Source organism: Coleofasciculus sp. (genome assembly GCF_046565525.1).
GTDB lineage: Bacteria > Cyanobacteriota > Cyanobacteriia > Cyanobacteriales > Coleofasciculaceae > Coleofasciculus.
In genome coordinates this window covers 15,881-37,974 of sequence record NZ_JBKHUP010000062.1, presented here as the reverse complement: position 1 = coordinate 37,974, position 22,094 = coordinate 15,881, and the positions used below count along the sequence as shown (strand labels likewise).

The 22,094-nt window shown below is 45.3% G+C and carries 21 protein-coding genes and 1 pseudogene; 10 read left to right on the top strand and 12 right to left on the bottom strand.

Translation table 11 applies throughout. From position 1 onward, the window contains the following. Positions 1-226 precede the first annotated feature (226 nt). Positions 227-1,087, bottom strand: a complete 861-nt coding sequence (locus ACLGGO_RS21540; RefSeq protein ID WP_446420845.1) for a DUF3598 family protein — start codon at positions 1,085-1,087, stop codon at positions 227-229. Between the two features lie 57 nt (positions 1,088-1,144). After that, positions 1,145-1,927: an ABC transporter permease gene (locus ACLGGO_RS21535; RefSeq protein ID WP_446336254.1), complete on the bottom strand. Its 783-nt coding sequence runs from the start codon at positions 1,925-1,927 to the stop codon at positions 1,145-1,147. 86 nt (positions 1,928-2,013) lie between these two features. On the opposite strand from ACLGGO_RS21535, the gene ACLGGO_RS21530 reads away from it, so the two are divergent. After that, complete coding sequence (locus ACLGGO_RS21530; RefSeq protein ID WP_446420844.1) at positions 2,014-2,907, top strand: tetratricopeptide repeat protein; 894 nt, start codon at positions 2,014-2,016, stop codon at positions 2,905-2,907. A 273-nt stretch (positions 2,908-3,180) separates the two neighbouring features. Continuing rightward, positions 3,181-3,873 carry a Uma2 family endonuclease gene (locus tag ACLGGO_RS21525; protein ID WP_446420843.1) on the top strand — a complete coding sequence of 231 codons (693 nt, stop codon included), beginning with the start codon at positions 3,181-3,183 and terminating at the stop codon, positions 3,871-3,873. 46 nt (positions 3,874-3,919) lie between these two features. Here ACLGGO_RS21525 and ACLGGO_RS21520 read toward each other — a convergent pair whose 3' ends face one another. The 3 genes from ACLGGO_RS21520 to ACLGGO_RS21510 all read right to left on the bottom strand — a co-directional run bounded on the left by ACLGGO_RS21520 (position 3,920) and on the right by ACLGGO_RS21510 (position 5,613). Beyond that, positions 3,920-4,684 (bottom strand): class I SAM-dependent methyltransferase, encoded by a 765-nt coding sequence (locus ACLGGO_RS21520; protein ID WP_446420854.1) that lies wholly within the window; start codon positions 4,682-4,684, stop codon positions 3,920-3,922. 130 nt (positions 4,685-4,814) lie between these two features. Then, entirely contained in the window at positions 4,815-5,096 is a 282-nt protein-coding gene (locus ACLGGO_RS21515; RefSeq protein WP_446336257.1) for an HNH endonuclease, read from the bottom strand. 25 nt (positions 5,097-5,121) lie between these two features. Beyond that, the gene (locus tag ACLGGO_RS21510) at positions 5,122-5,613 is read right to left on the bottom strand and encodes an acyl-CoA thioesterase (protein WP_446420842.1); all 492 of its coding nucleotides are present in this window, start codon (positions 5,611-5,613) and stop codon (positions 5,122-5,124) included. Between the two features lie 220 nt (positions 5,614-5,833). On the opposite strand from ACLGGO_RS21510, the pseudogene ACLGGO_RS21505 reads away from it, so the two are divergent. The 8 genes and pseudogenes from ACLGGO_RS21505 to ACLGGO_RS21470 form a co-directional block, all read left to right on the top strand. Continuing rightward, positions 5,834-5,983: pseudogene (locus tag ACLGGO_RS21505) on the top strand (DUF4058 family protein); the annotation flags it as partial. A gap of 46 nt (positions 5,984-6,029) precedes the next feature. Then, positions 6,030-6,149 carry a DUF4058 family protein gene (locus ACLGGO_RS21500; RefSeq protein WP_446420841.1) on the top strand — a complete coding sequence of 40 codons (120 nt, stop codon included), beginning with the start codon at positions 6,030-6,032 and terminating at the stop codon, positions 6,147-6,149. Between the two features lie 936 nt (positions 6,150-7,085). Continuing rightward, positions 7,086-7,553: a globin family protein gene (locus tag ACLGGO_RS21495; protein ID WP_446420840.1), complete on the top strand. Its 468-nt coding sequence runs from the start codon at positions 7,086-7,088 to the stop codon at positions 7,551-7,553. 132 nt (positions 7,554-7,685) lie between these two features. Beyond that, the gene (locus ACLGGO_RS21490; protein WP_446336261.1) at positions 7,686-8,330 is read left to right on the top strand and encodes a cytochrome c3 family protein; all 645 of its coding nucleotides are present in this window, start codon (positions 7,686-7,688) and stop codon (positions 8,328-8,330) included. Beyond that, on the top strand, positions 8,327-9,100 hold the full coding sequence (locus ACLGGO_RS21485; RefSeq protein ID WP_446420839.1) for a cytochrome c3 family protein: 774 nt from the start codon (positions 8,327-8,329) through the stop codon (positions 9,098-9,100). The genes ACLGGO_RS21490 and ACLGGO_RS21485 overlap by 4 nt, the downstream gene beginning before the upstream one ends. A gap of 49 nt (positions 9,101-9,149) precedes the next feature. Next, the gene (locus tag ACLGGO_RS21480) at positions 9,150-9,809 is read left to right on the top strand and encodes a Tll0287-like domain-containing protein (protein ID WP_446336263.1); all 660 of its coding nucleotides are present in this window, start codon (positions 9,150-9,152) and stop codon (positions 9,807-9,809) included. Positions 9,810-9,868: 59 nt separating this feature from the next. After that, on the top strand, positions 9,869-10,489 hold the full coding sequence (locus ACLGGO_RS21475; protein WP_446420838.1) for a hypothetical protein: 621 nt from the start codon (positions 9,869-9,871) through the stop codon (positions 10,487-10,489). 7 nt (positions 10,490-10,496) lie between these two features. Then, positions 10,497-10,949: a thioredoxin domain-containing protein gene (locus tag ACLGGO_RS21470; protein ID WP_446420837.1), complete on the top strand. Its 453-nt coding sequence runs from the start codon at positions 10,497-10,499 to the stop codon at positions 10,947-10,949. Between the two features lie 51 nt (positions 10,950-11,000). Here the strand turns inward: ACLGGO_RS21470 and ACLGGO_RS21465 are convergent, their stop codons facing one another. The 7 genes from ACLGGO_RS21465 to ACLGGO_RS21435 all read right to left on the bottom strand — a co-directional run bounded on the left by ACLGGO_RS21465 (position 11,001) and on the right by ACLGGO_RS21435 (position 21,510). Then, positions 11,001-11,927, bottom strand: a complete 927-nt coding sequence (locus ACLGGO_RS21465) for a pentapeptide repeat-containing protein (RefSeq protein ID WP_446420836.1) — start codon at positions 11,925-11,927, stop codon at positions 11,001-11,003. A 76-nt stretch (positions 11,928-12,003) separates the two neighbouring features. Next, entirely contained in the window at positions 12,004-12,468 is a 465-nt protein-coding gene (locus tag ACLGGO_RS21460; protein ID WP_446420835.1) for a QcrA and Rieske domain-containing protein, read from the bottom strand. Between the two features lie 23 nt (positions 12,469-12,491). After that, on the bottom strand, positions 12,492-14,240 hold the full coding sequence (locus tag ACLGGO_RS21455) for a cytochrome c biogenesis protein (protein ID WP_446420834.1): 1,749 nt from the start codon (positions 14,238-14,240) through the stop codon (positions 12,492-12,494). 42 nt (positions 14,241-14,282) lie between these two features. Beyond that, positions 14,283-16,070: a cytochrome c biogenesis protein ResB gene (locus tag ACLGGO_RS21450; RefSeq protein ID WP_446420833.1), complete on the bottom strand. Its 1,788-nt coding sequence runs from the start codon at positions 16,068-16,070 to the stop codon at positions 14,283-14,285. Between the two features lie 369 nt (positions 16,071-16,439). Beyond that, entirely contained in the window at positions 16,440-19,385 is a 2,946-nt protein-coding gene (gene polA / locus ACLGGO_RS21445) for a DNA polymerase I (protein WP_446420832.1), read from the bottom strand. Positions 19,386-19,595: 210 nt separating this feature from the next. Then, complete coding sequence (locus tag ACLGGO_RS21440; protein ID WP_446420831.1) at positions 19,596-20,366, bottom strand: PEP-CTERM sorting domain-containing protein; 771 nt, start codon at positions 20,364-20,366, stop codon at positions 19,596-19,598. Positions 20,367-20,733: 367 nt separating this feature from the next. Next, positions 20,734-21,510, bottom strand: coding sequence for a PEP-CTERM sorting domain-containing protein (locus ACLGGO_RS21435; RefSeq protein ID WP_446420830.1), 777 nt, complete (start codon positions 21,508-21,510; stop codon positions 20,734-20,736). Positions 21,511-22,094 lie beyond the last annotated feature (584 nt).

Below are 22,094 nucleotides of genomic sequence, written 5' to 3'. Positions count from 1 at the left end.
CTCCCTTACGGGGTGGAAGTTTGCCTCGAAGTAGTTATTAGGCGGTACTTTCCTCAACACACTGGCTTAACCCTTGTAGACCTGTTTAATGCTGAGGTTTCAGCAGCTTGGAACTGGCACGCATTCCCAGGTGAGAACTTGAACTCTTCCTAATAACGGCTACCAGATTTCTCTGGTCTTCTGGTCAGGTGGGCTTACTTCCTTCCCGCTCAAAGAGTCGGGCAATCTACAAGCCCCTAGCTTCAGCTATGGGGTTCCTGACTCGTTGCTCCCTGACTAACGTCAAACTCACCCAAGATCCGCGATCGCTATAGCGACGAATCAGTCGCTGGCGTAGGTTGGGTTCGACTAACCAACCGACTTCTAGGACGAAACTGTGACCAGATTTAATGGTTAATGGACAGTTAGAAGACGCGCCATCGGGAAGCAGTACCACTTGAACGGGTAATGCGCCGTCCTGGAAATGAAGTATTGCTCCGTCAATTCTAGCACTGGAGGTTAGGGTCTGAACGGATTCACCAACGCCAAAGGTTAGCCGTTGGATGAGGTGGTTGCTGTCTTGACGTTCAATCGTGAGTTGGGTGGAATAGGTATCTGGCGAACGCCAGTCGGGATAGAGGGTGATGGCTTCGCCAAGCCATTCTCCCAGTAATTGATCAACAGTTAGGGGGGGACGTTCTGGGGTATCGGTTCCGGCGCGTTTTTCCCGAATTAAGGTTAACTGAGACAGTTGAGCTTCTTTATTGTAGAGTTGCACTAACCGCAGGCGACGATTTCCGGCAATTAAGCCTAATTCAGCACCAAATTCGGAAAAAGGACCCCACTGCATTGAGCCTTGAGAAAAAGCGCCCGTCTCGAAGACTAGCACACTTCTGGCTAAGGAACTGTATTCTAAGACCGTTTCCTCTACGGCGCGATCAGGGGGATAGCGACGAATCACCTGGCGCACCGTTTGATTCTGATTGAGTCCCTCCAAGCTGACAACCGTTGGCGTATCCGTCAACGGTTCTCCTTGTGGCGAGAAGCGGGTAAATGAGCCTTGCCATTCGCCTAAATTTTGTAGTAAACAGTCCCATTGCGATCGCATTGTTTTTCCTTTAAAAGTTCCCTATTCCTTGATAAAGGACGAATGACATTCCCCTAATTAACTCGACGCACTGGTATAAAACCGTAGGGCAAACCGCCAAAAGATACCTGAAGCTAGCAGTAATCCTAATGCCAGAATAGCAGCACCAACCACCCAGACCAACTCACCGCGACCAAGCATCACCTCTGCGGGTATCGTAGTTAAGAACGCCACAGGGACGACAAAGGTAAAGAAAAATCGATAAACGGCGGGATAAGCCACCATCGGAAAACGCCCAGCTTCCAAAAACCCGCGCAGCACTTCAGTCACATTGTAAATTTTGACAAACCAAATACTCGTGGCTCCGAGTATAAACCAGAGGCTGTAAAGACTGATCAGACCAAAAAACAGGGGAACTGCGCCCAAGAGGTAATTAAACCAACTGACCTCAAGGCGTTCACCTGCATATCCTAGAAGTATTCCAGCAAAAATTAAATCGGGCAATCCCCAAGGAGACAGGGTGCGCGATGACAGCCAAAATTGAGAACTAATCGGCTTAAGCAGGATAAAGTCCAGGGTACCCTGTTGGACATGGTTGACAATGCGATTGAGATTAGGACTCAGCAGCGTCGCCGCAAACCCTTGCAGAAAGGTAAAAATCCCCAGAATCACTAAGGCTTCTTCCCAACTCCAGCCCTGAAAGGTATAGCCCGTGCGGTAAAACAAAAATAACCCAAATACACTGCCCACTAAGTTTCCTAGACTGCTTAAGGCAGCAATCAGAAAGTTGAGGCGATACTCTAGCTCAGCGGCGAGGGCAGTACTCCAGAACAACTGTAGTACGTTCAGATATCGTTTCATCTTAATTAAGATAGCAGAAATCTCTACTGAGGAGGCACAAAAGACGGCAAGGCGTTCATAATGTCAGTAGAGTTCAAGGAATTTTTGTGTCTCAAAAACGCAGGGTTTGGATCAAAGTCGTGTTAGGGCTGGCAGTTTTAGCATTAGTAGGTGTATCAATTATTCCTCTGTTGGGAACTGTCCTAGAGAGCAATCAGCCTTCTGCTGTCGCCACACCGAATACCCAACCCAGCCTATCAACAGAACAGCAAACTCAACTCGAAGACCAAGCCAAAGGGTATCAACTGGTTTTACAGCGAGAACCGCAAAATCAAACCGCGTTGCGGGGATTATTAGAGGCAAAACTGCGGCTAGGGGATGTTCAAGGCGCGATCGCACCCCTAGAAGCCTTAGCTGAACTGAATCCTGACCAACCGGAATTTGGGGTGTTGCTAGCTCAAGCGAAAGAACAAACAGGCGATCGCGAAGGTGCAGCCCAAGCCTACCGTCAAATTTTAGCCTCACAGCCCGGAGATATCAATGCCTTGAAAGGATTAGCCGCCCTGTATATTCAGCAAAACCGTCCAGAAGCGGCAATTGGTTTATTGCAAGATACGATCAAAAATGCCGGACAACAGAATCAGACTCAACCCGGTAGAGTGGATGTGAGTTCCGTCCAACTTTTGTTAGGTGAAGTCTACCTGAGTCAACAACGTTTTACAGAAGCCCTCACCATTTATGATCAACTGATCGAAGAAAACCCCCAAGATTTTCGCCCGGTATTGGCTAAAGCACTAATTCTCCGCCAACAAGGGAAAACGGAAGAAGCTAAGCCTTTATTTACCACGGCGGTTTCTCTCGCACCGCAGGAGCACAAAGATCAAGTCAAGCAACTTGCCACATTAAGTGAACAGCCTACACCTGCACCAACTGCATCCCCTGGTAATAACGAGACACCCGATTTTCCCGAACCACTTCCGGAAGGGGAGGAAAGTCCATAAATCATATTCCAGGCATTCGTAGTTCCTAGTAAGGGATGCGAGCCTATTATCGATTTGGGTAGATCCCAAAAATCCAACTAATACTAAATTCGGGTTAACTACCCCTTTTTCGGTAAGGACACAAGTTAGGACACATCTTATGGTAGAGACGTTCCGGCGGAACGTCTCTACTTGTCCTAATCGATGTGTCTACTGCTATAACTAAACTTTTGCTAATTATAATATAAAAACAGCCATAAAATACACAGTAGTACAGCTAATTGAAAAGCAACTATGACAACACAACTGCTGTCCCAAACCGCTAGCGAAATCATTTATCCTGATAGTGACGGACAACCGATGGCAGATAATACGATTCAATTTCGCTGGATTAACGCCATTTATTATAATTTAGCTTGGTTATTTGCCTCAGACAATAATGTTTTCGTGGCGGGAGACTTAATTTGGTATCCGGAGGAAGGGAATAACAAATTGCGTCAAGCCCCAGATGTGATGATCGTGTTTGGAGTGCCTAAAGTAGACAGAGGTTCTTATCAGCAGTGGCAAGAAAATGATATCGCTCCCCAGGTTGTGTTTGAGATTCTTTCTCCAGGAAACACGCGCAAGGAAATGAACCGGAAGTTGTTATTTTACGATCGCTATGGAGTCGAAGAATACTATCTCTACGATCCCTATAAAAATCGCTTAATGGGATGGATGCGCTCAGAATCGTGGCTCGATGTCATTGATCAGATGAATGGTTGGGTTTCCTCGCGGTTGGGAATTCGCTTTGAACTCACTGAAGAAACATTAGTGATTTACCGCCCTGACGGTCAACCGTTTGCTGATTATCTAGAGGTGCAGCAACAGTTACAAGCTGCCCAAAATCGGGCAATTGTTGCGGAAGAACAACTCCAACAAGAACGTCAAAAAGCAGAGCGATTAGCCGCACAATTGCGAGCCGCAGGACTTGAACCTGACCTATGAGTTTTGATGAGATGGAGGCGTCTCTACAACCCCTGCTACCTCTACCCTATGGTTTGTTTCCACCAAATATCGCTAACCCATAATATTTCCAAGGTACGGCTACACTTTCAAATCCAGCCGCTTTTAACATTTCTAGATGGGCTTCTAATGTTGCTAGTTGATCGGGTTGAGAATAACCATAGGGGATACTTTTGCCTGTTTTCTTCCTGACTTCGGCTAACGTAGTTCCCTGTTGTATACACCATTCCTCGCGAATTTTCTTATAGGTTTCTGACAAAATGGGTGATTCAGGGACAACCGGATCAGCATTCCAAAACACACCGCCCGGGTTAAGGCTTTCCCGAATTTTGGTAAACAGTTTTACCTTCATTTCATCGGTTAAATGATGAATAGCTAGAGAGGAAATACAAGCATCAAAACCCTCTCCCACCGATAACTGATGATTTGCCCAATCGCCAAAATCTCCTTCAATACCCATCCACCGTTGACGATATCCGGCTGTCTCTAGTTTGGCTGTGGCAAACTCAATCATCCGGGGAGAATAATCCACGCCGACGACTTGGACATCTCGATAGCGCTGGAGTACCTTGAAACTCAATTCGCCAGTCCCACAACCCAAATCCAGTATACGTTTCGCCTGAGGCGGAATACAGCGTGCGATCGCCTCTAGCATTTCATCATATCGCGGTAAGAGTTGCCGGATATAAAGATCAAACTCAGCCGTCTTGGCAAAGACTTCTCCGGGGAATATGGAGTTGGGGGCGGCTGAGTCTGGATGAGTCTGGATTGGGTTGGTGGGATGAGAACTCACAAGCGTTGAGGATAAACCATTACCCTTGAGATTGTACCGAAGATATTGGGTTTTTCGCGATCGCGTTGCGCCTTGGAGAATCAACTGCTGTTTTATAGATTCCTGATTCCTGGCAATCAACACTCTAGCTCTAGAAATGTTGACGATGCACTCGTACCCGTTTAGAAGGATCTTGCTTCTGCACCCAGATTAAAAACTTCTGCATTTGAGGTTCATTTTTTAGCTTTTCCAAAGAATTGAGTTCTTGGGATAAGTGAGTATTATCAAACAGAGAATGGATCTGCCGATGACAGGCTGAACAAATCATCGCAGTGGGAATTGTCTCGACTTTTTTCTTCTTTGCCTTCTGTCGAGGAATTAGGTGATGAATAGTTAAACGCTCAACCTCTCGTTCACATAATTGACAAATCATAGTGAGTCGTAAACTATCACAGACACTAAAGGGAAAGCTTCACGAGTGCATCTTTGACGGCTGACGGTAATTTTCGCAAAATCTTGCCTTTCTCCCGGTCAACCGCCACTAACGTCACCCGACCGGTTACATAGAGTTCTTTGGTATCGGGCGATTGAATCTGGTAATCCCAATAGATGCGGACTCCGTCCATATCTGTCATCCGGGTTTTGACAATCGCCGTCTGACCCATGCGAAGCTGACGGTGATAGCGCACAGAGAGTTCAACTACGGGTAATTCACATCCCATCGCCACTAAGTCAGCATACTCGATCCCAATAGACCGTAAGCATTCTACCCGTGCTTCTTCCATCCAAGTTAAGTAATTACCATGCCAAACCACCCCTGCATAATCGCTGTGGTGAGGATGTGCCCGCACCGGATATTCAAACCAGTGTTCGGTGGTGGCGGTTAAAGAGTGACTTTGGATGGCGCTGGTTGGTGGAAGTTGAGCCGAAGATGGGAAATTGTCAGACATATTACTAAACTAAGGGAGAACGTTACTGTGTTACTACCTAAATAGCACAGGAACAACCGTAAACTGCAAGCAGGAATAACCGATACATTTAGATTGGATTTAGAACTTGAACTAACTTTGGGGGAAACAAAAAACTGGCTCCATTGGGTTTTGTCAAGCAATCAATAGTACTATCGCAGTAAGCTATAAGAGTATTGGGGCATGATTTAGGCAAAAAATAATGCACAATCCATTCCCAGGAATGAACCCCTACTTGGAGTTGCCAGACCTATGGCATCAAGTCCATAATCGACTTATTGTGGCGGTAGCAGATGCCATTACCCCTCAAATCGTTCCTAAATATCGGGTGGCGATTGAGGAACGCATCTATACCAGCATCAAAACCCATAGTAGACCTACAACAGTTACTTAATCAGATGTATGAGCGTGCTAGATTTGACCTAGCCATTGATTACTCACAACCTGTCAAACCCGCCCTTGCACCTGAAGACGCAATCTGGGTTAGCGAAATTTTGGCAAGCGCGATCGCTGATTAATGAAGTTATGTAAACCACGATTGCCAAGCATTTTTCTGACCGGATAATAGGGTTACAAGCCTCCCCCTGCCATCGGGATTTTCAAGGTTTCCGAATATTCTATCTCATGAGTGTATACTAGAAAAGTAGTCTAGCACAGGCGAAAATTCGTGAATATCGCCAATCAAGCAATTGATACCTATCACGTAAAGTGATGCTAGTACGTGAGGAGCGAAAGACCTCTTGAAAAACGCATGGGCTTAAACGAGTGCCGATACCAGAAAAGTAAAAACATTAGTCAATCATTAGACTAAAGACAAGCTTACTGTCGGGCGGACAGGAACGTAGGGAAAGAGAGAAACGGATGTGTTAGACACTCTTAGTAAGTACCTAAACGCTTGAGGAGCAGGCTCCCTCTGGGGTTATCTAAATTAAGCTCGATACTTAGTAGTACTCTACGGGTATTTGGTTTAAGTATTACCGAAAGGATAGATAATTGCAAGGTGTGTCCGTGAACCAAGAATCCTCTCACCTTTAGGGAGAGGAGCGTCAAAAGAAGGATTGTTTACCGCCTTAGTGCGACACATCGCCTCTCAAACACCCTACACCCCACACCCCATACCCTACACCCTGTATCCTTTTAGCTATCTTGTCACCCCTTGAGCGCGATCGCCCTAGGGGATTGTTGTGGCATCGAGACAACTCAACTGGGCTGCTCAAATGCAGAATTTGCATTTTTACAATGCAATTAAGGAAACATTCAAGGTTTTTTGTATTCCTTTTTACATTAATAAAATTTTTTTTTGCGTACAACACTAAGGTGGCAAATTAAAACAGTCGCTAAAAAATTAACCCCAATCCATAAATCTCAAAATCTCCTGAATTTCGGGTTAAATAAACTGCCCAATTTTTTGCCATAACTTTTTTACCTACCGTAAAATTCACCCCAACAAAGCGATGTCACTAAACGTTGAACTGCTGGAAACAAGCTTTGGCAAAGTCAAACCTCACGCCAATGAATTTGCCTCTAGCTTTTATACCAACTTATTCACGACTTATCCCGAAGCCAAGCCTTTGTTTGCTAACACTAACATGGAAGAACAAAGCAAAAAGCTGTTAGCTTCTTTGGTCTTAGTTGTCGAAAACCTTCGCAAACCCGCAGTCTTGAGTGATTCCCTCAAAGGCTTAGGATCGCGGCACGTTAAATACGGCGCACTTCCCGAACATTATCCCTTAGTTGGGAATGCTTTATTAATGACCTTTGAGCAATTTTTAAAGGCTGATTGGACTCCGGAAACTAAACAAGCTTGGGTTGATGCTTACGGTGCAATTACCGAGATAATGCTTGATGGTGCTGACTATTCCGCCGAAGATCTGAATCTCGATGCTCAAGCAATGGCGGACAAAATGAAGCCCGATTCTTAACCTCTTAGCTTATTCTTAAGGCTGAAGCAAGAAATAAATTTTTTATGCTCATTCAGGAGTCAGCACTTGATTGTATTTTTCCGTAAAGCATCAGCACTACCTTATTTTACTCAACGGATTTTTGGGTAAACTATGACGCGCCAATCTGGTCAATTCTCTGCCTTCAAAATTCTTTCGCTACGCACTGCCATCATTGGCGTTGTCATTCTGCTTTGTATTTGGTTCGGTGCGGCTTTTTCCCTCGACCAACGCAGCATCTTCTTGCCCGGAGAAACCTCAGATGGTCATTATCTGTTTGAGGTTTCTTGTAATTCGTGCCACGAAGGATTTAAACCTGTTTCTAACGAAACTTGTAATCGTTGTCACGAAGCCGAATTAGCCGAAGATGCCCACGGTGCTAAGAAGTTTCGCGATCCGCGTTGGGCGGAATTATTAACTCGTGTTGATGTGCTAACTTGCACGGCTTGTCACGAAGAACACGTTTATATGTTTGGGCGTGGCGTTCATCTCAAACCCGATTTATGTATGGCTTGTCATCAAGGTTTAATTGAAGGCGAATTAGCCAGTCATACGGGCTTTTCTCCTGATGGTTGTTGGACGGCGGGTTGTCACAACTTCCACGATCATCGCTCGATTTCAACGGGTTTTATCCGCCAACACCTCGATGAACCACCCATGCTACCCGAACCCGGTTTACCCCAACGCACCGTGACAGCCACCGTGGAAACCGCACCCAAACCGGATTTAAGCGACGAGTTTTTGGAGGGACGATCGTGAAACCAATTCTAGCCTTGGGGTTAGCGGTGCTAATTTGGTTATATCCTGGGGGCGCGATCGCGAGTGCCAATTCTGTCACAGAAGCACAACTGCAAAAAATAGACCAACAGTGGCAAAATAGCGCTCACGCCTTGGCACAAGTCAATTGTTCGAGTTGTCATCAAGACGAAAAAACCAAACAATTTATTGCTCAACCCACCCTCGAAAGTTGTCAAAGCTGTCATGAATTTGCCGTGGAAACTTTTGGTTGGGGAAAGCATGGGATTAGAATCCATGAAGGCTTATCGCCCCTCACCCCGGCTATGGCAAAGTTGCCGATGAAAAAATCGGCACAAGATAAATTCATGAATTGTAATGCTTGTCACAACGTTCACTCGGTAAATACGGTACAAGCATCAGTGGATTCCTGTTTATCTTGCCACAATGACTCCCATTCCTTGAACTACGAAAACTCGCGACACGCTAAAATTTTTGCCAAGCAAAAAGACTTAATTCGACCCAGTACGGAATCTGTAACTTGTGCTACTTGCCACTTACCGCGTCAAGAACGAGGTAAAACGGTATTAGTCAATCACAACAACACTTATACTCTTTTACCGCGCGATCGCATGGTCAAAGAAGTCTGTCTCAATTGTCATGGGGTCGAGTATTCTTACAACAGCATCTTTGACGATGATTTAGTCGAAGCGAACTTCGATAAGCCCCCACATTTAGAGTTAAAAACCTTTGAATTAGTCCGCGATCTCGAAAAACGCAGAACAAGTCAGTAAACCCAAGCTTTTATCACATTTGCTCATCTTTTTACAAGGAAATTCAACGATGATGACTGCATCTTATTGGTGGCAACACCTCAAAACCAAAACCGTTGCTTTAATTGCTTTATCCCTCACCATTTGCTTAACCATTATTTCCTGTGGCGGCAATGGTGGTAGTGGAGCCCCCCAAGCCGCAGCAGGCGTTTCTCCTGAAGTGGTAGCCGACTATATTCACACGGTTTTACTCGCAGATAGAACCGCCTATACCAAACACGTTGTTAACCGCTTAAAAACCCTCGAAGGCAAAGAAAAAGACGACGGTGTTGTTCCGGCTGAAGCCACCGAAACTTGGCAACAAACTGACGGTATTCCCTTACCCGCTCAAATGTTCCGTTTAGGGTCAGAAATTGCCGCCGAAGAAGGGCTTTTTACCTACGGCTTGATTTCTCCTTGGAATATCAACGATAGCCAAGCCCCCAAAACCGAATTTGAAAAAACCGCGATGCAAGCCGTGGTGGATACAGGCGAACCTTACAAAGATTATCAAGAAATTGGCGGACAACAGTATTTTTCTGCCGTGTATCCCGATAAAGCGGTTGCTGAAGCTTGTATTAGCTGTCACAACACGCACCCCGTTCACTTAGAACGCTACCCCGACAAACAATTTGAAATGGGGGATGTCATGGGGGGTATTATTATCAATTTGCCCGTGGATAATATCTAATTCTCTTTAATTTAAAAAGAGGGATGAACCTATCCCTCTTTTGGGAAGACAAACCGATTATGAAGCCCAATTTTTCGACCCTCATCATCCTAACTTTTGTTTGTGTTGCCCTGCTAACTCCCTTTGCTCTAAGTTCGATGTATATCGAAGTATTGCGGGAAGACGCCTTCGATTTACTCCAGCTTTTACAGGGCAATTTATACAAACAAATTACCGGCTTTACTGCCCTAGCTTTCGTCTTTCTTGAAATGGCATTAACCCTCCGCAAACGCAGTCGCGGCTGGAAGATTAAAATTCCCCTCCCCGGTTCGATGCAATTTTGGCGTAGCCTGCATATTTTCGCGGGAGTTGGCTTATTAGGCATTACCCTAGTGCATACCATTGGGGCAAATGGGTTCAACTTTAACGCTGTGTTTCTGTGGGTTTTCTTTTTCGTTACGCTATCTGCTTTAGTCGGCGTTGTTGCTGAAACCGGAATTGTCGAATCGCCACAACGGTATTTTGGTTTACAACTGGCAAAAGCCGGAAAGGTTGAAGGTTCTAAGCAAACACCAGGGATTCCTAAAGGCAAACTCATTCGCAGTTTACGATCGCTTTGGCTGACGACTCATATTTTTTTAGTCAGCGTGTTTTGTGTTATGCTTGTTATTCACATTTTTTTGGCGTATTACTATCAGTAAAAAAGTCATGAAAATAAAAAATGTTTTGCTCAACTTTTGCGCGATCGCCTGTTTTCTTTTAACCCTTTTTAGCTTCATTTATCCTGCTTCTGCCTTATCTTTAAGAAGTCCCTCCAGCCTCACCGGATTAGTTGAACTCAAGCACCTGGCGAAACAATCTGTAGCTTACTCTACTGCCCTCAAAAACCCTAAACCGACCCTCATTGAGTTTTACGCTGATTGGTGTACTACCTGTCAAGCGATGGCTCCCACTATTAAAGCGTTACATGACAGCCAATCGTCTCAAATCAACTTTGTGATGCTCAACATTGACGATCCCCAATGGTCAGAGCAAATCCAACACTATAACGTCAGGAGCGTTCCTCAATTTACCCTGGTTTCCCCTCAAGGCATTCCCCAAAAAACCCTTTATGGCAAAGTTCCTAAAGCTGTTTTAGCCAACCTTTTACAGCAATTATAGAGTGAACAGTTAACCGCAAATTGTGGGCATTATCCCCCTATAAATATAAGTTTAATCGGGAATATTTAAAGCTCCGTGATGGTGTAGCCATTCTTTCTGTTCAGCCGTCAAGCCTTGAGCATCAGTAAACACCGCCCTCGTCACAACACAATTAGAAAAATCAACATTTTGCCAAATTGTTTTCTCTAAATTTGCATCTTGTAAATTGGCATTGGTAAAATTAACTTCTGTAAAATGAGTTCCTTCTAAATTCGCCGAAAGCAAAGACGCATGATTAAAATCAACGCGAGTTAATTGAGAATGGGTTAAAGTAGTACTGTATAAATCCGAATCCCGTAAAATCAGATCGATCCACTGACAAGATTTACCTTTGGCTGCCATTAAATCTGCTTCTGTGAGATCAGAATTTGACCAACGACTATGAGTTAAAAGAGCCTTCACAAGGTTAATTTGTTGCCCTGATATTTCACCCAAAGTAGCATCCATGAGATTTACTTCCCGTAAAGAAGCATTACTAAAATTCGCCTGAAACAACTGAATACTCGTCAATTTTGCTTTAGAAAAATTAGCACCGCTAAAATTTAAGTTTATACCGCGAGCAACTTCTAAATCGGCTTCAATAAAATGGGAATAGGGTGCTTCTAAACGGTCTAATTTTGCGCCACGTAACTTCACCTTATGAGCTTGCACTGCTCTAAAGTTTGCTCCCGTTAAATTCGCACTGGTTAAATTTGCATTTTCTAAATTAGCGGCAGTTAAATTCGCCTCAGACAAATCCGCAAAAATTAAAACCGCTTGGGTAAAATCTGTTTGCTGGCAAGACGCTTTCGCCAAATTTGCGCCGCGTAAATAAGCCTGTTCAAAATTAGCGCGATTCAGTGTTTCTCCGTGGAGGTCAATGTGACTGAGTTCTGCTTCTTTAAACTGTTTGCCTTGTTTTAACTGTTGTAGGAGTTCTTGGGGCGTTAAAACTGTCATTACTACAAAGTCCTTTGGTTCCTAAAAAAAGTAGGGTGGGCAATGCCCACCAGCATACCAGTCAGTGACATTCAAATTAGGAGACTTTCACCAGTACCCAATCATCTTCAGTTTTGACTTCATAACTGGCTAAGGGTTTCGTTGCAGGACCAGAAACCACTTCTCCAGACGCATCGAATTGAGAACCATGACAAGGACAGTCAAATCGGGTTGCTTCGGCGTTCCAAGCCACAGTACAACCTTGATGGGTGCAAAGAGGGTTAAAGGCAGCGATTTCTTGGCTTTGGGGCGATTGGATGACCAGGACATCTGCCATTTTATCGAGGATACGACCTTCGCTTTCGAGGTCTTGGATTGTTCCCACCGCCTGGAAACCATCTTCTCGTACTGAACGGTCGATTTCGGGTTTTGCTTCTGTATTGGCTGCGGGTTCGGTGGTGGCTGTTTCTTCTTCATCATTGTTACAAGCGGCTAAAACCAGAGGAAAAGAACTAGCTAGCATTCCGATTCCTGTCCAACCTAAAAATTGACGGCGATCCATTGTTTTTACCTCGTTATTTTTTGTTATTGATGGTTGGTTATGGGTTGTTTGTTGTTGGTTGTTTGTTGTTGGTTCTCAACAACTGATGACTGTTGACTGATGACTGATAACTGGATACTAGAAAACCACTTTTTATGGCGGATGGTAGCGGCGAGGACGAACAGTAAATCTAAGCCCACGATACTTGCAACCATCAATTGCGACCCGCCTGTGGTGAAGCCATAGCTGTGTAATCCAGTTCCGAGGACGAAGTTCACACCGTACCACGCCATGAGAACGGCATTAAAGCAAACCACAGCGGCGACTCCCATGCCAAAGTGACTTAACCAGCCTACCAAGCGACCGTGAAGGGGAACGAGATAAGCAAGAAGGGCAATCAACGCCCAGGTTTCTTTCGGGTCCCAACCCCAGAAGCGACCCCAGGAGAAGTGTGCCCAAATGCCACCGAGGATAATGCCTGTGGTGAGTAACAGAACACCCACTTGGAGTAGGGAGTAATTCCACCCGGAAAGCTGGCGAATGCGACCAGTCGCTTGGGGGGCGAGGAGGTAGTGACCCAAGATAATGTGACCAATCCCCATGCTGAGGGCAAAACAAGCGTAACTGAGGGTAATGGTGGGAACGTGAATACTCAACCAGAAGTTATCCCGGAGGACGGGGACGAGGGGCTTGATACTGGGGTCGAGGACGGCGGGTAAACCGTCAGCGAGAAGGAGACAGACCACGGAGAGGGGGGCGGCGGCGAGGAGGTAGTATTTGGCTTTGTAGATGAGTTCAAACAGGAGGGCGAGGAGGGCAACCCCAAAGCCGACCCAAATCACGGATTCATACATATTGGTGACGGGAGGTCGTCCGGAGATGACCATGCGTTCGAGGAAGCCGTAACCTTGAATCCCTAGACCAACGGTAAAGATACCTATTGCACCCCAGTAGAAGTTAAATTTCTTGAAGCAGAGAACCGCTAACATGACCCAGAAGGCAGCGATATAGACCCGCCAAGCCTTAGCAAAGGGCTGGAGGGAATAAAAGTTCACTTCTCGTTGTAGGGGGGCGGAGGTGGGGTAAATTTTGGGGCTGAGGGAACGAATATCTTGTTGCAGTTGATTGGCAATATTCGCGATCGCGCCTGCGCGTTCTGGTGTGAGACGATAGGTTTGGCGCAGGGTCTCGTACTCGTCCACAATGGGTGCAATTGCTTCAGCCGCGTAGTATTGTTGGGCATCTTCTAAGCTGACCCAAGTGCCTTTGGGGTCGTTGGGGTGAGGAATCAAAGGCAAGTTATTGTTCCCGACGGTTTGCAGCATCAACGCGAGGCGATCCTCGATGGTGAGGGCTTCTTGGTCGTCGCGAGTGAGGTCGAGGTCAGCGATTTGTTTTTGGCGGGCTTGTTGCACTTTTGCCCCCAAGCCAGACCGTATCAGTTCGGCAAACGTGAAGTATTTGCGTTCGGGGTCGAGACCGATGTCTGTTTTGAGGGGGCGGTAGTTAACGAGGATAAAGGGTTCTGCGTTCCAATCCCGGTCATTAAACCAGAGGGAAAGGTAGGTGTTGAGGGTGTCGAGTTTCTGCCCGGATTGGGGGGTATAGGTGGAACGACCGTGAATTTGGGTGACGGTTTCTTTGGCGACGGCGTAAAGGGGCTTTTTGCGTCCGTCGAGTTGGACGGCTAGGGTTTGGACGCTGTTGAGGGGGTTGCTGTGGAATTGGTTGAGGGGAACGATGAGGAGGGCAATGCCTAAGCAAAAGCCGACAAAGAATTTAAGCAGTTTCATGGGTGGTTGATATTAATGGGGATAAGAGGGGGATTAAATGGACTAGGATTTCAAGGCTGAAAGTTGGGGTTCAGGTTCGACGGGGTTTTCCGTCTCGGTGAGGACGGGAATTTGTTGCAGTTTTTTGGCTAAGGCGCGACCGTAGAACAGGGTGGCAATGCCGAGAATGACTAAGGTCGATCCCGTCCAAGTGGTGGCTGTGACCCAGAGGGGTTCCCGTTTGACTTGCAGGGTAGATTGACTTAAATCGCCGGGGTTCCAGGAGGCTTGGGCGATTTTCCAGCCTCGATACCAAGTGGGGTGATTCATCCAGACGGTGCGATTGACGGCGGTTTGGGTTTCGGGGTCGAGGATGCGGATTTTGCTGGTCCACATAGCCACGGATTCTGACCCTTCGTTGCGTTCGACGATAAAATCATCTAAAGCAATGGCGAAGGGTAATTCGAGAAGTTTGGGGGTAAAGGCAGCGAACATTTCACCGTTAGGGGTGTCGATGGCGGTGGGTTCGCCCCAAGGTAACCAGGTTGGTTGAGAATCGGGGGTTTGAACCAATAATGCAGGAGTCCCAGAGGCTTGCGTCGCGGCGACGGGGATGACTTGACGCTGGACTTGCGCGTGAGGAGTATAGGCAGCAAAGGTGATTTGGAAGTCTGCCCAACCGGGACGAATAGTATCCCCAGGGGCGATCGCGCCACTGTGAAAGTCACGAGAGGATTTAGCGGCGTAAAATAGCTGTCGATTAGGGGCGACGATTAAGCGAAAGTAATCATCGGGTTCTGAGGGTGTGAAATTGTAAGCAATGGCGACATTTTCTGCGGCTTTTCCCTCAATTACAGTACGAACAGGAGGAATCTCCGGTTTTCCGAAGACAAACCACCGTTCCCGACCTTGAGAAGACATGAGTTCGAGTTGTACCGCAGGATTATTGAGTTCTTCTGAAACACTACTCGGTTGATTGTCGCGGTTGAGGCGAAAGTCAGACCAAAAGTGCTTAACCGTGAGAGTTACATGGTCATCGAGTTTTTGCGATTGGTTAAGGTGGGTGGCAATATCGAGAGAATGGGATTGATTTTGGGTTTGAATTTGTAATGTTCCCCAAGGCTTTTTGACGTTTTGCGGGGGGTGCAGGAGTTGTTGTAATTCTGATTGATTTTGGGGTTGTACAATTTCTAGGATTGCCGGACCGACAGGAACTTGACTATAAGCCGTGGGCGCGATCGCGAGCCATCTTTCGAGTTTTTGGTTCATGCGATCACTGCTTAATAATAACTGAACTGCCGGATTTTCAACCGTAGCGCCTTCGACAAAACGAACAGTTTTGACGGTATTTTTGCTATATTTTTCTAAGCTTAAATTGGCAAGTTTAGGCGGGGTAATCCGTCCATCAGCATGAACAAAAACATCAGTTTTTCGTAATTCTTGATTCGGCATTAATACTTCCAAAATATCGCCTTCTAAGCGGATTTGATTATTCGCCCCGGCATCCGTTCTGACTAAAATCATGCCTTCTACACCGAGGTGAATCACCGCCGCCGAACCGATAATAATTACGACTAAACCAAGGTGAGTCAAAGCAAAACCAATTTTACGCGCCCCTCGCCACGGATAGCGCGTTAAGGCAGAAAATGTGAGATTTAAGGCAAGTAAAAACATTAATGCCCCAAACCAAGGACTTTTATAAACGTCTTGTTGGACTAAACTCGAACCTACTTGAGATTCATAAAAGGTTGCCCAAATTAAAATACTTGTAATAACGGCGAGTAACGGAATCGCAAATTTAATTGAGCCACAGAATTTAAAAATCTGTTTGGGAAAAACGAAATCGGGCATGGTGTGCAAATGAACTCCGACAATGCCCTTCAATTTATCCGCTTCAACTCAATTATTTTGTAGCCAAATTTGCAAATAGAGCTTGGTTATGATTATATTGCATTTTATTTATGCAATATTTGAATAATATAGGACAGCAGTAACCGTCACAAATTCAATATTTGTCATTTCACAAAAGAGTCACCGACAAAGCAAACTCTATTTATTGTCATTTGTCATTTGTCATTCGTCATTTGTTGCAGAATACTGGTAATCCTTTGGGGCGGGTTTAGTTATATCAGGGTGCAAAGCAAAGGTTAGTGGTAAAACCCGCCCCTACAACAGATGTTCCAATTGCTTCCCCATCTTCCTCATCTTCCCCATCTTCTACTACTTCGCTTCCATCCAATTTTCCCCTTCACTCACATCTACCACCAACGGTACAGTCAACTCAACCGCTGATTCCATCGTCTCTCGGATTTTTGTTGGCAACTCCTCCCATTCATCCGGTGGAACTTCAAAGACTAATTCATCATGCACTTGCAATAGTAACCGCGCCTGGTAATTCTGTAAAACCTCATGCATTTTTACCATGGCAATTTTGATAATATCAGCACTAGAGCCTTGAATGGGCGCATTTGCAGCGGCTCTGAGTAACCCAGCGTCATATTGATCGATTCCCTTAAATTCATCAAGATTAATCTCTTTAGGATTTTTCCCTTTAGCCTCGCGCAGTCTGTTGCTATTGAACTCAAAGTAACGCCGACGACCTAAAATAGTTTCCACATAACCGTTCGCGATCGCGTCCCGTTTCATTTGCTCCAAATACCCGAAAACTTTGGGATAACGCTGCTTCAATCGGTCAATAAACTCCTTTCCTTCCGCCGCCGATACTCCCGCTTCCCTAGCAAATCGCTGGGGTCCCATACCGTAAATCACGCCAAAGTTAATCGTTTTACCCAATCGCCGTTCGTCTGGTGTTACGGTTTCTTTCTCAAACAATAACTTCGCCGTTACCGCGTGAATATCCTGATTATTCCTGTATGTTTCCACCAGTACAGGTTCTTGACTCAGATGTGCCAAAATGCGTAACTCAATTTGGGAATAGTCTGCTGATACTAACAACCAACCCGATTCAGGTAAAAATGCTTTACGAATTTGGCGACTAAACGCCGTCCGAATTGGAATATTCTGTAAATTAGGATTCGATGAAGATAAACGTCCAGTACTGGTTATGGTTTGATTAAAATCCGTATGCACTCGCTGGGTATTTTCATCAACCAGTTTCGGTAATGCATCAACATAGGTGGATTTTAATTTAGAGAGGGTACGATGTTCGAGAATAGCATCAATAACCGGATGATCCCCTTGTAGTTTTTCCAATGTGGCATGATCTGTTGAGTACCCCGTTTTCATTTTGCGTGACTTGCGGCGGTCAAGGTTCAGTTTTTCAAACAGTAACTCACTTAACTGTTTAGGAGAGCCTAAATTAAATTCAACTCCGGCTTCTTGATAAGCGTTATGTTCAATGTCTGCGAGTTTTTTTTCTAGGGATTCCGAGAGTTCTTTGAGATAAGCCGTATCAATCCGAATTCCCTGATATTCCATCTGGGCTAATACAGGTTCTAGAGGTTGTTCAACTTTCAGCAACAACTTTTCTAGCGCTGGAATTTCCTCCAGTTTTTCTCTAAGTTTTGGAACCAGTTGAAACGTGGCATAAACTTGCATCCCGCAGTAATTTGCCACTGTTTGACAACTCAGTGCAGCAATAGTTTTTCCTTTGGGGATCTTTAAATCTTTGTAGCTTTCTAGCCGAATTTGTAAATAACGCTCAGTCAAACTATTAAGGTTATGACTATTATCTGGATTGAGGACATAACTGGCTAACATCGTATCCATGACTACCCCAGCTAGTTTAATCCCCTGAGTTCGCAGCACCAGACGGTCAAACTTTACATTTTGTAGCACTTTGGGATAGCGATCGCTCTCTAAAATAGGACGGAGTGCTTCTATAACTCTCTGTTGCTCTAAATTGTCACCTTGCTCATGGGCGATGGGGATATAGGCAACTTCTGCTGGTTCGATTCCCCAACAGCAGCCAATTCCCACCAATTCGGCGTTCTGTGGCTTTAAAGCGCTGGTTTCCGTATCCCAAGCCACTGGAGTTGCGGAGTTAGTGCAGTTTTTCAGGATTTCGACAAGCTGCTCCAACTTATCTTTTGTGTCGATAATCTGAGGTTGAATTGGACAACTGAGTGCAGTTTGCTTCTGGTAGTCTTCCGTTTCATCGGCTGTCCAGAAAGAAAGATCAGGACTACTGTCTTCAACGGATGGTTCTGGTTCTGTCCCCGTCTCTTCCACGACGTTTCCACCAAAACGCTGCTGGAGTTCGTCAATTTTACTCAGAAAAAACTCAAACTCCAACGTTTGTAAGAGGGGTTTGAGGACAGAGGTATCAAATCCCTCTAACTTCCCCGCCTCTAACTCTACATCCACAGGTGCATCAAACTTCAATTGCGCTAAATACTTAGAATGTTCAGCGTCCTGTTTTCCCGTTTCCAGCTTAGTTTTTACTGCGCCTTTAATCTGATCAAGGGATGCATAAATGCTCTCCAAGGAACCAAAATCATTCAGCAACTTAACCGCCGTTTTTTCACCAATTCCCCTCACTCCCGGAATATTATCGGATTTATCGCCACAAAGAGCTTTGTAATCCACCACCTGTTCGGGTGTAATACCCAGTTTATTTTTTACCTCTTGGGTGCTATACTCTTGGATTCCTGTGGAACTGCTACGCTTCAAATCCTCCTTGCTAAGATAGAGAACTGTAATCGGCTTTTGCGGATCGATGAGTTGAAACAGGTCGCGATCGCCGGTTACAATTTTCACCTGATACCCTTCATCAGTCGCCCGATGTGCCAAGGTGGCTAACACATCATCAGCCTCGTAACCAGGTACTGCCAAAACGGGTAAATTCAACGCCGTCAGCAATTCCTTCAGATTTTGCAAATCTGGGATAAAGTCTTCTGGTGTTTCCGGTCTATCGGCTTTATAGGTATCGTCAGCTTCGTGACGAAACGTGGGCAATTCTAGGTCAAACGCCACCGCCATCGCCTGAGGTTGCTGAGAACTGATCACCTCTAACAGGGATTTGAGAAAGCCAAAACACACGCTGGTAGGTATCCCTGTCTTTGTTCGCAATCCACCTCCTTTAATGAAGGCATAATAGGAACGGAAAGCCAGAGAATGACCGTCAACCAGGATAAACAGGGGTTTCTCTGTCGTTATGGGTTCAGCAGAGGGAGAGGAGTTAGGCACAGGCTTTGATTGAGACATAGCCCCATTTTACCGAGTTGCATCTGCCTGTACAGGACTATTCTTTGGGTGAGTTTTTCGGAGCAGACTATCAAGCCATCAAACGAGGACGCAGGTTTTACCGTTTAACCACTATGAGTAGGGGCACGACATGTCGTGCCCCTACTCTAGACATGTCGTACCCCTACTCTAGATCTCGATTAAACGGTTTTTGATTCACACCGTCAGCAATTACCGCTTAACAGATTGACGGCGACGGCTGATGAAACCTAGCGCACCTAAACCGAGCAATGCTCCCACTGTACCGGGTTCAGGAACTGACTCTGCTTGCGCTTTTACAACCCAGTCTTGGAAGTCATAGTAAAATTCACCATTAGCAAGAGGGAAGCGAGTATCTTCCATACCGATGAAGTAGTATCCTGGATCAGATACCTCTATGATTGGATTATTTGGAGCTTGATCGGTCAAGCTGGGGAATTTGAAACTGTCTAGCTGAGCCACCCCAAAGGTACGGAACATTGGTGTTCCACTGCCGCTAAAGCCACGCTCCAAAACTCCGAACTGGTATTCAACACCTTCTTCAAAGGTATACTCAACCATACAGGGTGATTTGATTGTGATGTCACAAGTCCCTTGCCAATCATTGATGAAGGCACTGTTAGGGATATCAAAAGAATTGCCATTTGGTTTAGCGGCGGTTGGGTTAGCACCTTCCATAAACAGTGCAGTAAACTGCCCATTGGACATAAAGCCAAAGTCTGAGTAGAATAAGCCTCTGGAACCTAGCCCATCTGGAGCCAATACACTGAATTCGTAGGTTAAGCCATCACCAGCGAATACATTGGTTTTGTGGGGGATTGTTGGAGCTGTACCCGTCACTGGGCTATCTTCAACGATATCAATGCCTAGGAAACTAGCGGCTTGCGCCGGAGCACCAAAGGAAACTAGGGCAGTAGCTGTAGCAGCCGCGATACTTAGGGTAGAAGTGAATGGTAATTTCATAGTATATCCTTAACTGTTAAGGCTTTAATTCTAGATTAGAGCAGATAATAGGAATCTAAACTGTGAAGAATTATTGCGGTGTGGGAAGACTTAGGCAGAAGCCGATGAGCTGAAGCTATTCGGAGCTACCCTGTTTTTCTCCCCTGATTACATATTAAACCTTAATAAACTCTCGTATAGATAATCGTCCACCTAAAGGGGGGTTTTCATCAACTCTTTATCAATTTCCCCATCTATATGAAGCTTTCATGAAGAAAGACATCGGCTTTAGTCGGATTTTGCCCTGCTCTGAGAATATTAAGCTATGACCCATGTGAAGGGGTTAGGAAACAGGATTTGGCTCAGTCCAAAAGCGATGCCTTCCTGGTTATTTCACAGTTTGGCGGCGACGACTGATGAAGCCTAGCGCACTTACGCCCAACAACGCTCCAACCGTACCGGGTTCAGGTACGGACACATCTGTTACCTTCACTACCCAGTCCTGGTAGTCATAGTAGTAGTTGGTAGAATCTTTCTTGAACATCCCATCTTCCATACCGAGGAAGTAGGCATTCTTCTCAATTACAGTCACGAATTTATCGGGATTATTCGCCACATATTCCGGCGTCATTAGGTTCGGGTAAAACTCGTCTGTCTCTTTGCTAAAAGTATAACTATCTTTTTGGGCGATCCCGAAGCCAGAAAAGTTGCTAGCACCACCGCCGAAGCCACGGTCTAATAACCCGAGCTGGTATTCCACATCTTTAGCAAAGGTATATTGGATGGTACAAGGTTGACTGATACTGATATTGCAAGTACCTAACCAATCATTGTTCCGATTGGAGCCAGGATCATATTTATTCAAGTCTTCTGTAAACAGTGAAGTGAAAGCTCCCCCAGACATAAAACCGAAATCAGAGAAAGTCGCACCTCTGGAACCTAGCCCTTGTGGAACAACAACACTAAATTCGTAGGTTTTGCCATCACCTATGAATTTTTGAGTCCCATGGGGAATGGGCATTGGACCGATACCTTTCATAAAAGGGCTATCATCGATAACATCAACGCCTAGATTAATAGCGGCTGCAGGAGCGGCAAAACTTATTAGTAGGGCAGTAGCTGTAGCGGCAGTGAGACTTAAGGTAGAAATAATTGGCAATTTCATGGCAGTAGATCCTCCCCTTGAGGATTTAATTTTGGCACATAGAATAGTTGAGGGAAAAATTTAGATTTTTTGGAATTGTCCTGACTTGAGAAGAGTTAGGCTTAAGTTGATTACCTGAAACTCGTGAAGTCTATGTCTTTTTCTCTCATGGTTACATTTTAGAATGCAATAAGCTATTGTCTAGAGGCTTTCCCCCTTAAAGGGATAATTTTCATCAACTCTTTATCAATTTCCCCATTTATATGAAGCTTTTATAAAGAAAGACACTGATGAGTATAAAGTAACAACGAGTCATGAACGTCTAGAGTGGTTTTCTGTCAAGTTAGATACACTCCAGGGAACATGATGGATGAGACATTCATCCGAAAGCTTTACGGTAAAACACTTCTGGCTTTCAATGTAGCGGTACTTCTGGAAAGCTTTATCAATCTTGAGATTTTTGGGAAGGATTGACCACGCTCAGAGCAACGATTAGCGTAGTGACAATCCAACAGCGACAGGAAATCACGGTGGCTTCAACCCGACAACAGACCTGCCCACTTGATAACTATATATTAAACGATACTTATGTATTAAACGATACT

Bases quoted from the DNA above. Each gene is read 5' to 3' on its own strand.
- ACLGGO_RS21540 (WP_446420845.1), bottom strand. From the start codon at position 1,087: ATGCGATCGCAATGGGACTGTTTACTACAAAATTTAGGCGAATGGCAA.
- ACLGGO_RS21535 (WP_446336254.1), bottom strand. From the start codon at position 1,927: ATGAAACGATATCTGAACGTACTACAGTTGTTCTGGAGTACTGCCCTC.
- ACLGGO_RS21525 (WP_446420843.1), top strand. From the start codon at position 3,181: ATGACAACACAACTGCTGTCCCAAACCGCTAGCGAAATCATTTATCCT.
- ACLGGO_RS21515 (WP_446336257.1), bottom strand. From the start codon at position 5,096: ATGATTTGTCAATTATGTGAACGAGAGGTTGAGCGTTTAACTATTCAT.
- ACLGGO_RS21510 (WP_446420842.1), bottom strand. From the start codon at position 5,613: ATGTCTGACAATTTCCCATCTTCGGCTCAACTTCCACCAACCAGCGCC.
- ACLGGO_RS21500 (WP_446420841.1), top strand. From the start codon at position 6,030: ATGTATGAGCGTGCTAGATTTGACCTAGCCATTGATTACTCACAACCT.
- ACLGGO_RS21495 (WP_446420840.1), top strand. From the start codon at position 7,086: ATGTCACTAAACGTTGAACTGCTGGAAACAAGCTTTGGCAAAGTCAAA.
- ACLGGO_RS21490 (WP_446336261.1), top strand. From the start codon at position 7,686: ATGACGCGCCAATCTGGTCAATTCTCTGCCTTCAAAATTCTTTCGCTA.
- ACLGGO_RS21480 (WP_446336263.1), top strand. From the start codon at position 9,150: ATGATGACTGCATCTTATTGGTGGCAACACCTCAAAACCAAAACCGTT.
- ACLGGO_RS21475 (WP_446420838.1), top strand. From the start codon at position 9,869: ATGAAGCCCAATTTTTCGACCCTCATCATCCTAACTTTTGTTTGTGTT.
- ACLGGO_RS21470 (WP_446420837.1), top strand. From the start codon at position 10,497: ATGAAAATAAAAAATGTTTTGCTCAACTTTTGCGCGATCGCCTGTTTT.
- ACLGGO_RS21465 (WP_446420836.1), bottom strand. From the start codon at position 11,927: ATGACAGTTTTAACGCCCCAAGAACTCCTACAACAGTTAAAACAAGGC.
- ACLGGO_RS21460 (WP_446420835.1), bottom strand. From the start codon at position 12,468: ATGGATCGCCGTCAATTTTTAGGTTGGACAGGAATCGGAATGCTAGCT.
- ACLGGO_RS21455 (WP_446420834.1), bottom strand. From the start codon at position 14,240: ATGAAACTGCTTAAATTCTTTGTCGGCTTTTGCTTAGGCATTGCCCTC.
- ACLGGO_RS21450 (WP_446420833.1), bottom strand. From the start codon at position 16,070: ATGCCCGATTTCGTTTTTCCCAAACAGATTTTTAAATTCTGTGGCTCA.
- polA (WP_446420832.1), bottom strand. From the start codon at position 19,385: ATGTCTCAATCAAAGCCTGTGCCTAACTCCTCTCCCTCTGCTGAACCC.
- ACLGGO_RS21440 (WP_446420831.1), bottom strand. From the start codon at position 20,366: ATGAAATTACCATTCACTTCTACCCTAAGTATCGCGGCTGCTACAGCT.
- ACLGGO_RS21435 (WP_446420830.1), bottom strand. From the start codon at position 21,510: ATGAAATTGCCAATTATTTCTACCTTAAGTCTCACTGCCGCTACAGCT.